General features: G+C 49.7%; 11 protein-coding genes. 7 read left to right on the top strand and 4 right to left on the bottom strand.

Translation table 11 applies throughout. The features are described from left to right. Nucleotides 1-2,097: M23 family metallopeptidase (locus KUW67_RS18125; RefSeq protein ID WP_224826750.1), on the bottom strand; the 2,097-nt coding region annotated here is incomplete at its 3' end. Between the two features lie 118 nt (nucleotides 2,098-2,215). Between KUW67_RS18125 and KUW67_RS18120 the strand changes: the two genes are divergently transcribed. Continuing rightward, entirely contained in the window at nucleotides 2,216-2,500 is a 285-nt protein-coding gene (locus KUW67_RS18120) for a hypothetical protein (RefSeq protein WP_224826749.1), read from the top strand. A 308-nt stretch (nucleotides 2,501-2,808) separates the two neighbouring features. On the opposite strand, the gene KUW67_RS18115 is transcribed toward KUW67_RS18120, so the two are convergent. Further along, entirely contained in the window at nucleotides 2,809-3,351 is a 543-nt protein-coding gene (locus KUW67_RS18115) for a hypothetical protein (protein ID WP_224826748.1), read from the bottom strand. A gap of 549 nt (nucleotides 3,352-3,900) precedes the next feature. Here KUW67_RS18115 and KUW67_RS18110 point away from each other — a divergent pair. After that, nucleotides 3,901-4,287, top strand: a complete 387-nt coding sequence (locus KUW67_RS18110; protein ID WP_224826747.1) for a hypothetical protein — start codon at nucleotides 3,901-3,903, stop codon at nucleotides 4,285-4,287. 42 nt (nucleotides 4,288-4,329) lie between these two features. Here KUW67_RS18110 and KUW67_RS18105 read toward each other — a convergent pair. Then, a protein-coding gene (locus tag KUW67_RS18105; protein WP_370635044.1) for an IS3 family transposase occupies nucleotides 4,330-5,414 on the bottom strand; the annotation gives its coding sequence in 2 pieces (ribosomal slippage) (nucleotides 4,330-5,153 and nucleotides 5,153-5,414; 1,086 coding nt in all). 653 nt (nucleotides 5,415-6,067) lie between these two features. On the opposite strand from KUW67_RS18105, the gene KUW67_RS18100 reads away from it, so the two are divergent. Both KUW67_RS18100 and KUW67_RS18095 read left to right on the top strand, forming a co-directional pair. Continuing rightward, nucleotides 6,068-6,637, top strand: a complete 570-nt coding sequence (locus KUW67_RS18100) for a TetR/AcrR family transcriptional regulator (RefSeq protein ID WP_224826745.1) — start codon at nucleotides 6,068-6,070, stop codon at nucleotides 6,635-6,637. A gap of 132 nt (nucleotides 6,638-6,769) precedes the next feature. Beyond that, nucleotides 6,770-7,768 (top strand): GlxA family transcriptional regulator, encoded by a 999-nt coding sequence (locus tag KUW67_RS18095; RefSeq protein WP_224826744.1) that lies wholly within the window; start codon nucleotides 6,770-6,772, stop codon nucleotides 7,766-7,768. A 452-nt stretch (nucleotides 7,769-8,220) separates the two neighbouring features. Here the strand turns inward: KUW67_RS18095 and KUW67_RS18090 are convergent, their stop codons facing one another. After that, nucleotides 8,221-8,385 carry an integrase core domain-containing protein gene (locus KUW67_RS18090; protein ID WP_370635043.1) on the bottom strand — a complete coding sequence of 55 codons (165 nt, stop codon included), beginning with the start codon at nucleotides 8,383-8,385 and terminating at the stop codon, nucleotides 8,221-8,223. A 378-nt stretch (nucleotides 8,386-8,763) separates the two neighbouring features. On the opposite strand from KUW67_RS18090, the gene KUW67_RS18085 reads away from it, so the two are divergent. The 3 genes from KUW67_RS18085 (at nucleotide 8,764) to KUW67_RS18545 (ending at nucleotide 14,545) form a co-directional block, all read left to right on the top strand. After that, nucleotides 8,764-11,061 carry a calcium-binding protein gene (locus KUW67_RS18085; protein ID WP_224826743.1) on the top strand — a complete coding sequence of 766 codons (2,298 nt, stop codon included), beginning with the start codon at nucleotides 8,764-8,766 and terminating at the stop codon, nucleotides 11,059-11,061. Nucleotides 11,062-11,334: 273 nt separating this feature from the next. Continuing rightward, on the top strand, nucleotides 11,335-13,110 hold the full coding sequence (locus KUW67_RS18080; RefSeq protein ID WP_224826742.1) for a Hint domain-containing protein: 1,776 nt from the start codon (nucleotides 11,335-11,337) through the stop codon (nucleotides 13,108-13,110). Between the two features lie 589 nt (nucleotides 13,111-13,699). Beyond that, a complete protein-coding gene (locus KUW67_RS18545; RefSeq protein WP_370635042.1) occupies nucleotides 13,700-14,545 on the top strand; it encodes a helix-turn-helix domain-containing protein in 846 nt (281 codons plus the stop codon). The last annotated feature ends 150 nt before the right edge of the window (nucleotides 14,546-14,695 follow it).

The raw sequence follows: 14,695 nt of genomic DNA, 5'->3' as shown, positions 1-14,695 counted from the left end.
ACCCTTGGAATAAGCGCCAAAAACGCCCAAATCGTAGTCTCCAACCTCACCGAATCTGGTTCCAAACCGAGTCGATTGCAGGGATCCGTCTAGCCCAAAAAAATCTCTATCAACCTGCGCTGGCAATGAAACAGATCCATAGCCCATATCAAGCCACGCATATGATCCTGTGTCAGTTGAAGGGGAGCTTCTCTTCAATGATGATCCCTCTCCTTTATTGACATAACTCTTCTCGGCAAAAGTGCGTAGCACGTCCTGTAGTTGATCTGCATTCAGCGCTACCAAGGCGGCCCACCCTGACGAGGATTGGAATCCGCCAAGGGTCCTGTAAGAGACGCGAGATCGTTCGCTTGATAAAACTGAGACTTTGTCGACCACTGGCCGCAAACTCGGATCGTACTGACGATCCGTCAAATACTCTGCAAATTGTAACTGGTTTGCTGTGTTTGCAGTTAGGCTAAAATCGGCGCCGCCACGAATTCGCTCGAGCTCTAAAATCAGTTGGTTCACGGCTGAGTAGTCAAGGCTGGCTTTCAAGAAGGGTAAATCAACTTTAACGACATCAAAAGTTCCTTCAATACCACCACCGGCTTCCAGAACCGTAAATGAATGAGAAGGAGTAAGGGGTCCAATTGCGTTAACCTCGACAGCACCGCCTTCCAGACGCGCTGTCCCCTCGATGACAAGCTTGGAAGATCGCCCATCAGAGTCGACACTTACCACATAACGCGCCGTGTCTTCGTGTTGATAATCGCCTGACACCCGTAATTGACCAACCTGATCGACAGTGCCAGGGCGGATGATCGCTCGCTCTTCAGCAAAGAGGGAGCCTTCAATTTGACCACCGACTCCTGTTAACTGCCCATTGCCATTTACGATAACGTCTCCATTCAACGATCCGGTCAAGTTCAGTTTGCCAGACGATATGAGTGTCTGACCAACGAATGTATTTTGTCCTGAGAGCGTTGTGGTTCCATTCCCTCGAAGCGAAAGGCTGCCAGCTCCAGAGATCACACCAGAGAATAACGTGTCATCGTCGTTCTGGAGTGTGAGAGTAGCTTCTCCGAGGCGAACTACACCAGACCCGGCCAAGCCGCCTGCAGTCTGGTCAAATCCGTTCAGATCCAATGTTCGCTCAAAATTCATACTATAGCTATTTGTTTGATCGAGAATATCCGCTGCTCCCAAACCATCGTAGATTTGAGTATCCGATAGATCGAAAACCTCAATTCGATCCGGCAAAAAGGATGCGTAAGAAACTTGTGCTGTGCCACCATCAAGCTGTGGCTCGTCGGTTCGATCATAGTCTCCGATCATGAAGGTCACCGTACGACGTCGATCTAGCCCTGCTCCGATTACATTCGAGACACCCAGGACAAACCCCTGCTGAAACTGTTGATCCCGTTCTGATGGGCTTTGACTACCGATGATCTCTGAGTATCGCAGCTCTCGACTGCTACCGCCGCCGCTGATAACGAACCTATCCGCTAGATCATATTGATTTGACTGGGTAAACTGAACTGAATGACCCGTTATTGCTGCACCGGCGGCAACCCCACCGCGCGTGAAATCACTTGGGGTTGGGCTGAGATTCATTATATTTGCAGATACGAAATTTGACGACATCTCTCGTGCTACGGGTAGGTCAAACAATTGTAGTGGGTTCTGAGCATAGATTTCGTTGCTCCACCTATTCTGAGGAAATTGGCGGTTCACAAGCAGTGTAAGGTGCAGGTGTGGGTTGCTATCGTTAAATGTGCCTGTTGCGCCAACCGTTCCAATTTGCTCGCCGGGCGCAAGAATATCATCCTCTTGGACGTCGATGTCTTCGAGATGATCATAGACTAGCCAAAGCTGTCTACCTTCATTATCAAAGCTTCGCACTATAACCTGATTACCAGCAGCAACCGAAGCTCCAGATGGTATAGGTCCAGGCGTAAGTCCACCATCTTGGCTATATTGGTAGCTAAATCCATCGGGATTGATAGCAATCACCTGCCCTGCCAAAACCGCGCCTATAGGCGATGAGAGCGGTGCCTCAAAATCCAACCCGCCATGGAAATCATACCGGAACCCACCACCCTGAGCAGGTATCATTCGAGGTCCGTATGTGAAGGTTACCCCGTCAAGCCCCGCTTGAGGGGTGTCCCGCCCACTCATTGGCCACACCGCAGTCTGAGCCATTGCCTCAGTCCCAATTACACCTAGACAGACTATGGCTAATCCTGCCCAATGCCTGCCTGAAAATGACGAAGCGCTTTTGCTTTCTCCAATCATGATCGACGACAACAACTGGTATCGGCAAAATATGTATCGATTGGCATTTATTGCGCGCAGCTTTCCCAATCCAACCGCGATGGAGCAGCGCGAAGCACGTAAGAGGCTTCGGACAATCGTTGTCACCATCACATGTCCGCTTGTACTGATCTCATCCAATCGCTGTATTTCCTCAGCAGACAAGCGAGATTACTTCGCCCGCAAACTGAGAGAAGACATTTGAAGCAACTTGCCCCAGCCCTACACCTCCCCAAGCATCCTCAGCCCGCAGCGACTTTGCAATGCCCCAAAATGGGGCCAAAGACTGAGGTTATGCTTGAAGAACTGGAGAAAGATTCAAGTGACATATCTGTACTTTGGGCGACTTGGTTCGATGCAGAGCTGGCTATAGTTCGAAGGCTCAGGAACTAAAAGCCATGCTCCTATCTCCAATGCGACTGATTGCCGACAAATACCCTACAAACGGTCCGGTATTTTTTGCGAAGAAGCATACCTGCTCAAACTATTTCAAGAACCTAGGCAAATGGGAGGCTATCTGTCTGCTCCATCTTTGCTTTGTCTTTCGTCACTTTCCGTCGTCGAAGTGATTGCAAGTAAGAAGCCTGCCAGTCCGATGTCAGCTGCAATGCACGCCACGATGTACCAATCAGGGACGTAGCTTGAGTGACCAAAATGAGTGGCGTCCCAAACAGCATGCAGAGCCACTCCGATCCAGATGACCTGTTTCCGCCAGAGCGAAACGACAGCTAGCCCTGTCCAGAATGCAAGTCCAAAAAGTTCAAGCCAAAGAGCAGCCTCAGACCCACCCCAGCGAAGCCAGTTTGCAACATAAATCGTTGGTAATGCGACCAGAAAGGCTGCGAACAACCAACGCAACGGCGGGCTTTCAAGATCCCAAGATTTGCATAACGCTAGGAAAGCTGCGACACAAACAAAACCGAGCACGCCCCAATGACTTGGATCGTCAAGGTTGCGCAAAGGAAACGCTGGCACGAACTGCAGCGCCACAAACGTGACCAAAACGAGAAATATGACCTGTGGTAATCTCAGAACAAAAAGAATTTTATTGATCATGACCCATTTCGACCTCGTTACTGTGAGCGAAGAACTTGTGTTGTGATCTCAGCATTTCTTCGCACTGATTGCGTTCTTTCTCGGAAGCCATTTCCTTTGGTCTTTGTAGTTCTGTGTCACCAGATATGAACGAAAAGAACTTTGCAGAAACCACGATCCTTGATTTAAGTGTGACCGTTGAACTTGCCGCTCAAATAACTTGGCGGGACATCGGGGCAAATGACAAAAGACATAAATATTCCGCCAATCTAAGCGCCGACCCACATTTCTAATGTGGAACAGAGATCTGCCATATCGCGCGTTAAAAAAAAGCAGATAGATCATACTATGAGGCGGTCAGATCTATTCCTCCGTATTCCACAAGTAACCTAAGGATTTTACTATTCTGTCCCCGATAGTTCTTATAGAAAACATGCTGTTGATGGCTGCGAGGGGCGCAGAAATCGATTGTCCAGAGAAAAGATTCAGGCAATTGGGGCGTCTGATGGCACGCCGCTTCGGGAATGCCGGTTTAATAGTTTATGGAATGTTTCTAAGAAAGATCACGGCATGACTGGAGCTCCTGTTTGGTCTGCGTTCGTCAAAGTGGCAACTGGCATCTCAGGACCACCACGTCCGTCGCTTGCTTGGGCGCTTGCGCGCCGTCGAGAAATGTTGATCTATTCGGACAGGATCGAAATTGGCGATTGGATATTGCGACACGCGGATGTCACAAACGCGACACTTTACGAGACCCAACGCGGTGTCAAAAATCGTGTTCTTGAAATCATAACACCAGAGCGCACCGTACAGATCAATTTTAATCCTGGAAAGTCACCTGATGGGCAACTGCCATATCCAGTTAAAAAGGCTGAATTTCCTCGGGCAATGGCGGTGTTTCGAATTGTCTTCTGGCTGTTACTCCTTGGCGCGCTTGTCCGTTTAGCTTTGAATTGACGGGGTAATCCCCCCATTTTTAGAAGGGCACGTCAGTAGAATCTAAGCTGCTTTCAATTTCTGCATCGGGGTTATCCCGCCGATGCCCATGTTTGGCCTTTCGTTGTTGTATGTCCAGAGCCAACGCGTGGCATGTTCCTGCACCTCCTCGATGCTGTTGAAGTGATACCGCCCAAGCCATTCCGTTCGGACAGTTCGGTTGTAGCGTTCGACATAGGCGTTCTGCTGGGGCTTGCCCGGTTGGATATAGATCAGGCCGATCCCCGCCTTCTCAGCCCAGTTCTGAAGCCTGGCACTGACGTATTCAGGGCCGTTGTTCACGCGAATGGCCAACGGTGTCCCGCGCCAGGCAATGATCTGGTTCAATGTCCGGACCACGCGTTCAGACGGCAGAGAGAAGTCAACCTCAATGGCCAGTCCCTCACGATTGAAGTCATCCAGCACGTTCAGCGTCCGGAAGGATCGACCATCGGCCAACTGGTCCGCCATGAAGTCCATCGACCACACCTCGTTCGGGGCCTCAGGCACCGCCAGTGGTTCCGGCTTCTCGCGTTGCAGCCGTTTGCGTGGCTTGATGCGCGTGCTTAGCTCCAACTCGCGATAGATGCGGTAAACGCGCTTGTGGTTCCATTTGAACCCTTTCACGTTCCGCAGATGCAGGAAGCAAAGGCCAAAGCCCCACGCCTTCTTCCGATCCGTCAACGTCACCAGCCAATCGGCGATCAATTCGTTCTCATCGCTGAGCTTTGGCTGATACCGATAGCAGGTCTCGCTGATCGAAAACGCCCGACACGCCAACGCAATGCTGGCGGATCGATAGCGCACTGCCCATTCGGCCATCTCTTTGCGTTGAGACGGCCTCACTACTTTTTTCCAAGGGCTTCCTTCAGCAGATCGTTCTGCATGCTTTTCTCGGCATACATCTTCTTGAGACGCTTGTTCTCTTCATCGAGTTCCTTCATCCGCGCCATCAGACTGGCATCCATACCGCCATACTTTGAGCGCCACTTGTAAAAGCTCGCGCTGCTCATCCCATGCTCGCGGCACAAATCAGACACCGGCACACCGTTCTCTGCCTGCTTCAGGATCGCCATGATCTGCGCGTCACTGTACTTCGATTTCTTCATCAGAATCTCCTCTTCCATCTTCGAGAAAATTCTACTTCCGCACACCCCTAAATTTCGGGGGGGATTACCGTCGTGCCTGCGCGCCGTGAAACCAAACAGGTGAGATAGACTGTCTGTAAATCCTTGCTGCCTTTGGTTCCAAAGACCATAATGGCGGACATCCAACACAATGCACTTGAGAGGGCTCTAAGAAAACCCTCCTGCTCACAAAAGCAACGATCCAATTAATACATTCGGGGTCAGCCTAGTCTGAATTACTGTATGCCTGTTGACGTCTTCGCTCATCGAAAACTGCAGAAACCTACGCCTTCTCAGGATCAAACCAGTTGGACGGCGATCTCTGCTACTTCACGGAAAGAGTAGTCCCTGTCTAATATACGGTCTTTCAAACTGTTGGGTTTTAGCTGCTCCTAGCATGAGGTTATCGCACTGATTTTACGTAGTAATTTTTCGCAGAGGGGACTATGCAATGAGACCCTTGAGCTCAAAAGAGAATTCGGTTGCCTCAAAACATACTATAAAGTATGCTATACGATAACTCAGAGCTGCGGTAGCTGTCGTAAGAATGATGATTTTTCGTTGCTCACATCTCTGATTATCGAACAAACCCGCTTGGACGAGGTTAAGATCGCAATGAGGAAAGGAAGCGATTGATGCGTAAGCGTCGGTACACCGAAACTGATTGGATTGAACTTGGTCTTGCCGAACTCTCAAGAGATGGACCAGAAGCCTTGAAACTAGAGGCAATATGCAAAGCTTCGGGTCTGACAAGGGGATCTTTCTACCATCACTTTGATAGCCATAAAACGTATTTGCTAGCTTTGGCTAACAAGTGGTTGGAGGTTCAAACATCCGACGTAGTCAGCAAGGTCGACCAATCTTTATCAGTCTCCGATCAGTATAAAGCTCTTTCGGACGCTGCTATGTCGATAGATTATCGTCTAGAGTTGGGAATCAGAGAGTTAGCACGACGCATTCCAGAAGTGGCGCGAGTGGTGGACGAAGCAGATTCGACGCGGATGGATGTTGTTGCTGAGATATATGAAGCACGTTTCAACTTAACTCATGAGAGTGCGAGAGAATATGCTTTTCTCGAATATTCAGCTTTCAGCGGAATAATTCTGATTAATCCAAATATTGACATACAATCGCAGCGCAAGTTGGCAAAGAAATTCGATGAAACCATAGTGAAAGCACTAAGGTTGAAAAAAAATCATGGGTGATTGCCTCTCACCATCTTTCTTTGTGGTCGTGCGTGTTCGGCCCGGTGAAAAAGCTGCAGTCACGGGATTATTCCGTCCGCGTCGGGAATGCCTTTGAGTTATAGAAAATCACCTGCCTAGTAGGAGAATAACATGCATGAAGCAACATATCAGAAACGAGTTATCCTATGCGTTTTTCCGGGGTTTGAACTCCTCGACCTAGCAGGCCCGACCAGCGTTTTCACCGCAGCGAACGAAATTACTGGTCGCAATTTTTATAAGGTTTCTATCGCTTCGTCAAAGGGAGGTTCAGTAACCGCCCAAGGTGATGTTCCCATACAGACTATCCCTCTTGAGCAAGTTCGGCCTGACCAGTCTGATACCCTTTTAGTTGTTGGCGGTCTGGAAGATCACATTAGGAGAGCATGTAATGACGATTTCATGATAAGCTGGTGGGGCCAATCATATCGTCGAGTGGAAAGGTATGGAGCGATATGCTCTGGTGTTCTGTTGCTAGCGATGGCTGGCATCATTGATGATCGAACGGTTACTACCCATTGGCTAGCAGCAGGCGAAATCAACAAGTTTTCAAAAGATGTGACCGTGCTAAGTGATGCAGTCTTTTTTCAAGATGGCTGTCTTTGGACATCTGCTGGAGCCGCTTGTGGGATTCACATGGCTTTAGGGATGATTCAGGCTGATTTGGGCCGAGAAACGAAACTGGAGGTTGCCAAACTTCTCACTATTCATACAGTGAGAGAAGTTTCAGATGTCCAAATTAGCGACTTTTTGTCTGCACAAATCTCGTCACAAGGCCGATTTGACGGACTCGTTAACTGGATAATACGTAACCTCGATAAGAGACTTGATGTGGCGACATTGGCCGAGTTGGCAGCGATGTCTGAAAGAACATTTGCACGCCGTTTCAAGGCAAGGTTTGGAGATACACCTGCAAAATTTGTTGAACAGATGCGTGTTCAAGAAGGAAATCGACTGCTTCAATCGGGACTGACTTTAAAGCAAGTCGCAGTTAAAGTCGGGTATCAATCGGAAGAAGGCTTCAGTATAGCCTTTCAGAGAAGGTTCGGCGTCAAGCCATCATGCTTGGTTCAAGGCAACAGAGATGGCGTAAAGCTCGGAAAAGCTGCATAAATTCATTGAAGTAAGAGTTTGGATGGATGTTTCCAGTAGGACTAGTTTCTGATTTAGCTAAGGTCCAGTGAAGTCTAAGCACGGGCCATAGTTATGGCCAGAGTGCCGAAATGCTTTCAGCCGCCATAGAGTTGCTGGACCGACCGTAAACATCATGCGATCTTGAGTAGCCACCTAGACCTTTGTGGAAATCGGTGCGGCGAGAGTTAACAAAGAGATAAGTGGAGATGACCCCGCGCCCTGAGCCGGGCCGTTTAGGTGTCGAATCCGTGCCTGTTTCTTTCTATTGATATGGTTTCGGTCAAGACCTGCTGAGCGGAGCCTTTGCGTAGCTCAAGCAAGGCAGGCTTGGGGGAACATTGGAGATTTGCGTAGACGGCCGGTGCCAGCCCGCCAAGTTATATGTGTGGCCGTTGCGTGTTGTAATCAATCCTCCAGTTTTCGATGATCTTTCATACTTCGGCGAGATTGCCGAAGATGTGTTCGTAAAAGCATTCATCCCGCAATCGGCCAATGAAGCTTTCAGCAAAAGCGTTTTGCATGAGCTTTTCTGGTGCGATGTAATGCCAGCCAACTCCGGTGTCTTGGCACCATCTGAGAATCGCGTGCGAGATCATTTCCGTGCTCATCCACGGCGAACGCAGTCGAAACTCTCAAACATCATTCCGCTTGTTCGTGTCTATAACTGGTTGTTAGCTGGGAGCGTCACTGTAATGACTTTGGTTGGTTTTCATAGCTTATTTCAGTATGAACGAAGGCCCTTTCCCACTTACAACCGTTCCGCCGGCGATGAGTCCATTCGATAAGTGAGCAAAGACAACACTCCCCAAGAGCAGTATGGCTGAAGTAAATCTGAACATGAAAACCAGGCCCTGGCCGCAACTTGAGGCATTGTGCCGTTAGTCAAGGCGTTCAGTTTAGATTGATGGTGCCATGCCTAAAAAACTCGAACAGTTGGGAAGTGGCTCAAGTAAGTATCGACTGGGTAAGAGGAAATGCAGCTTCCGCTTGAGGGTATTGAACAGCCAACAGTGTCATTCAACTTGTCCAGCATCGCTGATTGGGCGACTCAGCAGCCGTTCATAGATTTGGTAAAATCATCTCGTGCATGGACTGGGCAGGACACTGAATTTAACTGGGTTCCTTCGGACGAGGTTGACGATGTCCTCGAGGCCGACGAAGACGGATGGCCAGTAGACATACCCGACGATTTCAATCACGTAGCATTATTTTGGGCGTGGGACGGCGGGCAAGAACAGCAACACTTTGCACCAGAGTATCGCGCAGGCCGTTACATTCTCGAACATGAGGGTGAGGGAACGATTGAAATCCCCAACGCGCAAATTCACAGTGAAGAAGATGGGCGCATTGTCTTTGAAATTGATGGCACTTCGAACCTAGAAATACGCATCACAGAAACTGACCCCTCCAACGAAGGAGATTATCTACGAAACATAGCTGTTTTCCGTGAAGAACACGAAGAATTGCTCGATATAGGTGCCGTCTTCAACCCTGACTGGATTCATTTAATAGAAGACAGCGCTCAGTTGCGTTTTATGGAGTGGATGAGGGTAAATGACTCCTCTGATGGTATCTGGAATGATCGAACACACCTAAACAACGTGACTTATGCGACAGAACAGGGGCCTCCGGTAGAGGTCATGGTCTTGCTAGCCAATCAAATCGGCGCTGATCCATGGTTCACGATGCCCCAAGAAGCGACGGAAGAATACATAAGAAACTTTGCTGAGTATGTGGGAGATAATCTTGATCCTGAGCTCAAAGCTCATGTCGAACTTGGGAACGAAGCTTGGAACACAGCATTTCCTGCGACGCAGTCCTTGATCCAGAGAGCGGAGTTGGATTGGGGGGAAACTGGGGGTGCGTCAAATCCGGCGTATTTGTCTTATCAGTCGAAACTCGCAACCGAGATGGCAACGATTTGGAAGGACGTGTTTGCCGACGACGCAGATAGTCGTCTGGTGACCGTACTTGGCACTTTCGCATCGAATTCGTTTGTGTCCGAGCAACTTATCGAGGCGCCGCTTTGGCTAGAGCATGAACCTGAAGAGTATGTAGATCCAAGTTCCGTTTTCGATGCCCTCGGGACAACAACCTACTTTGGAGCAGGTGTCATCGCTGATCCTCAGGTTCGGAGCGAGTTTCTTACCGCAATTGACGATCCAGAAATCGATATCAATCAATACCTCTTTGACATGCTCGGATCGCATGGCCCATGGCATGGCTTGCCAGACGTAGCTGAAGAGCTTGAAGCACAGTCTGTTATCGCAGACCAACATGATTTATCTTTGATAGCCTACGAAGGCGGCCAGCACGTACACCATTTATTTGCCGTACAAGACATTTCGGACGAAGAGATCGCTTCAATGCAGTCAGCTCTTGCTGGTTTCGTCAGATCTGATGAGATGGCTCAACTATATCGTGATTTGTGGGACATTTGGTCCGCAGCATCTGATGGTCCTTTCATGCAGTTCACAGATGTTGACTCCCCGACAAAATTTGGCAGCTGGGGGCTCTATGATGCTCTGGATGACGAATCGCCCCGGTCCAATGCCTTAGCTGAGCTAAATCAGAACTCTTCTGCTTGGTGGGATGCTTCGGATCGGTCAGAAACCGCATTCCTTCAAGGCCGAACAGAGTTTGGCACCGATGGCGATGATGAGATGTTTGATACTGAGAAGATGGACTTCTTAGTCGGAGGACACGGTGACGACATCCTGCATTCTTCGGGTGGGGACGACGGAATTCACGGAGGCGCTGGACACGATGCGCTTGTTGTTGACGGCGACTTCGTCGACTACTCAGCGCTAGTAGGGGACGATGGTGCATGGCTGAGTGGTCCAGGCGGAGACATTAGAGTTGTAGACGTTGAGACGGTAAACTTCAGGGATGGCTTCTCGCTACTCATTGAAGATCCCGATAACGTCAGGCTGATATCGCCTGACGATGACAGCGAGCCACCACAATCAAGCGAGACCCATGATCTGGGTGCTGCTGAACCGTCAAATCCTGAAAAAGAACAATCGGACAAAAAAGACTCGGGTCCCAGCAATATATTCGCGAGGCTTTTTGACCTCATTGAACGCATTTTCAAAGGATTGCTTGGCGGCGATCGTTCAGAAGACACAAATTCTTCCAACATCTCGACAAAGTCAGATCTACCGGACGTATTCCCCTTGTTGCCCGACGAAGGGTCAACGCACGTCAGCGAACTTGAATCGTTTGACGACGACGACCACTACGAATTGGAAGCTGAAGACTGGATCACATGATCGTGCTCTCTTCCTCTGACGCAAACGCCCAACAAACCACTCCAGGTTGCAATGTCAGCCACTGCGGCACCATTTTACCACCACCCCACCCCACCTCTACATCTGTCAGATGTAGTCTTGCCCCATTTTGCGGCCTCTTTGTTGCATTTTGGATCATCCCCGAGGCCCTCTGAAGTGCGCGATACTTCTTATGGGTAAGCGATGTCATCTCAATAATGACACTTCGGGGTGCAGTCGTCGGTTAAGGCCGACGGTTCGAAAAAGGGGTAAATGATGCCAAGGAATGGTGTTTATTCGTTTTTAGGAGCGCCGGCTATAAGCCGCTACGGGTTGGAAATGTTGGCTGTTGGTGATGTCGATTGCGATGGTCGCGGCGACTACATTGTAACTACATCAGCGGGACCTTTCGTGGGCGCGACTGGCCGCGCCGCAATGTTCTTTATCTCCGGCGGGGATATTTGTCAGCTGAATCTTACAGATTGCAATGCGGGGCGGCAGATTTCGATCGAGGCGGTCGTTTCTGAAGGTGGCAGATCTTTTGAAATTACTGGCTTTCCTTCAGTTTATCTCGGGTTCTCACCGGCAGTCTATACTATCGGTCAGGGTCCTGAAGATAACATACTGGTTTTCCGCAGTGCCGACAGCGAGGCCCTGGTTGTTTCGTTCGAGGACTTGTTTCAGCTCGCCGACGCGAGGACTGTTGTAGACCTTGCTGATCTATATGATCCAGTCAACGGGGTTAGTCCTGATTACGCATATCAAACCGCTGGCCCTCACGGCACGAGCGACGATCTAACCCTTATATCAAGTATCGATAAGTCCGATGTACTGGAGCTCTTAATCACTTCGTCCGATGGCGAATCTGGTATGACCCCCCGCTTGATGCTTTCGCGTGAGCTAGAAAGGTTGGAGGGGAAAAACAGTGACCATGTGAAGGTGATCACGTTGGGCTTGGGTCAGAATGCCCGCAGGCTTGAATCCTCAGAGAGCATAGGTGGAGACGAGGGGAGTTCTGGCAATAGCGCTGCCGCATTGGAGGGGATCGGAGCTTCAGGAGTTTCCGCGGCCGGAAGCGATACCGCCTATTTTATCTCCGGTTCAGACTATGAGCGTGCTGAAGAGGCTCTGAATGGAGAGGTGCGTTCGGTAAGTCTTGATGCCGCTGTCGGGCTGAATCGTGGGAGCTATAAATTCGTCAACCAAACTCCAAATGATAGCAGCGTTATGAACGTGCAACTCCTTGGCGACATCGATGGTGATGGCGACTTGGAGATGGGCATCGAAGTTCCTACGGAGGGCGGTCCACCTGCAAGGGTTGTGTTGTCGGAGAGCGCGTTAGAGCGTTTGGATGAGCAAGATGGTGATGATGACAATGCCATTAAACTTATGCCTCCATGTTTTGCGAAAGGAACCAGAATTTTTACTTCGAGCGGGGAGGTTGAAGTCGAAAAGCTCAAAGTCGGAGATCGTGTTCTCACCTATGACAGGGGTCTGCAGAAGATAAGGTGGATTGGATCGAGGGTATTTAGTGGTTATGAGCTTATGTTTGGTATGGGTAATCTACGGCCAATACGCATTCGCCCAGGCGCGCTCGGTGAAGGTAAGCCGCATCGCGACCTATTTGTATCTCCCCAGCACCGTATTCATTTTCGTGGTCATAAGGTTGAACTCCTATTTGGAGAAGAGGAAGTTCTGGCCGCAGCTCAACATCTAACGGCGGCCGAGGGCATCGAAGTCTGTCATCCTTCTGCAGTTCAGTACTTTCATCTGTTTTTTGACCAGCACGAGATTCTGTATTCAGAAGGGGTGTTGACAGAAAGTTTCTACCCAGGACGTGTTGGGCTCTCTGCCTTGGACGATGAAGCTCGTCGAGAGTTGCTCGAGTTCTTTCCAGAGATAGCTGACTACGAAGCCTCGTATGGCGACACTGTTAGGCCAGTTCTCAATAAGAGTGAGGCGACAGTGCTCGCGTCAGATCTGCCATTACGGCCTAACCCTCTTAACCGAGTTTCTGTTGGGGTGAGAAGTAGGAGGGAAATAGTACACTGAGTTAATAAAGGTGAGAATTCCGCGTCGGCCGCACCCCACCGAAGTGTCTACTACTCCACTTCCGGGCGGCGCGGGAGTGGTCGTCGTCGCGCACAGCGAGGATGAGGGCGAGATCAAGACGTTATACCTTCATTCGGGTAGTGCTGCTCTCGGCGACGACCGTTACTTCAAAGAGATCCACCGTCTTTGGCAGCTCCTTACCACTCACGGGCATTCTGTTTCCCCCCAGAGGACTCAAAGCGGGAGCGGCGAAGACGCAAGTGGTGTGGGAGAGCGTCAGTAACTATGGTGTTCTCCCACAATTTACATCCAGCGAGCCTACATGCATCTGTGTGTCCGAGTTTTCTTACAGATCTTCGGACACGATACATCATGTGCCGTTACTGGGACCGGTCGCACATGCGAGGTCTGCGTGTGCAATGCTCTGATATTGGCTCTATTTTTGGAAGTTTGGCAGCATTTTTTTACGTCATCCATCATAGTCGATGCCCGAGAAGACGAGCAGATCAAGGTCGAGGTTCGCGATCCAGAGTGATCGATCTGCGAGACTAACCACATTGGAATCGCTGCTGCACGGGAGAGCTGCAAAATGAAACACATTGACCAAGATACTCTCGGTCCATCTGCGGAGATTCCTTTGCGCAATGTGTTTGCGGCGAATTTGAAGACGCTTATGACCGGACGCATATCCAAGAGGGCTCTTGCATCGACTATCGGACTAAGTAGATCCCAACTAGAGCGGCTACTAATCGGAAAGTCATCGCCGAAGATAAACACGCTTTACCGCATCTGTGAAGTTTTCGGCCAAGATGCTAATATATTGTTCTATCCTTTAGGTGCGGAGCCGTTCCATGACCCTGTTCGGAGGGGCTTGAAGAACTCGCGTAAACCTGTCGAGAAGGGTTTGATGAACTTTTGCACTAGTCCAAGTAACGACCACGCATGGGCTGTCTCAGAGGAGGAAATTCCAAACGGGTTCTTCAGGTCATACGTTGAATCGGCAGTTCGCCCTGGAGAATTGCGCAACGATTTGATTTATGTCTATAGCGATGGACCAAGTCGCTGCTGGAGGCAGCACAAGCTAGGGAGCCCATCGCCTAGTGCGCCTTCAAAGAGTCAAAGGTATGGGGTCGAGTTTACTGGTACGCTCCTGAAACAACCCGGTTTTTTTCTTGCACCGTTCGTCTACGAACCGAATAAAACACTTGGATATTTCAAACTCTTTGGCCCCGTTTCATTCGTAGACGGATCGTTGCTCTTAAACGGATATTATCAATGGTTACCTAACGGCAGTAAAGATGACGCAGTCACACAAAAGTCCGTCATTGAGTATGTACCGGGAGGCTTTCGTGAGGCGAAGAGGATTGCTACAGAGAGTAGGTTCTCTTCGTTGGTGTCCGCTCCGTCGCATATTCTTCATTATCTGAAAATATGAAGGCGATCCCCCAATAGGCCAAGATGTCTGACGTCAGCACCAATGGGACAGTTTAGGTTGATTTGATAAGAGAGGGTTTCTGGCACATCGTAACCACCAAGGAGTGGAGATGAGACAGAAACCCGGAACACGTAAGAGCCACGGCGAGAA

Origin of the sequence: Cognatishimia sp. MH4019 (assembly GCF_020177595.1) — a bacterium.
GTDB lineage: Bacteria > Pseudomonadota > Alphaproteobacteria > Rhodobacterales > Rhodobacteraceae > JAHTBL01.
This window is presented reverse-complemented; position numbering and strand designations above follow the sequence as displayed.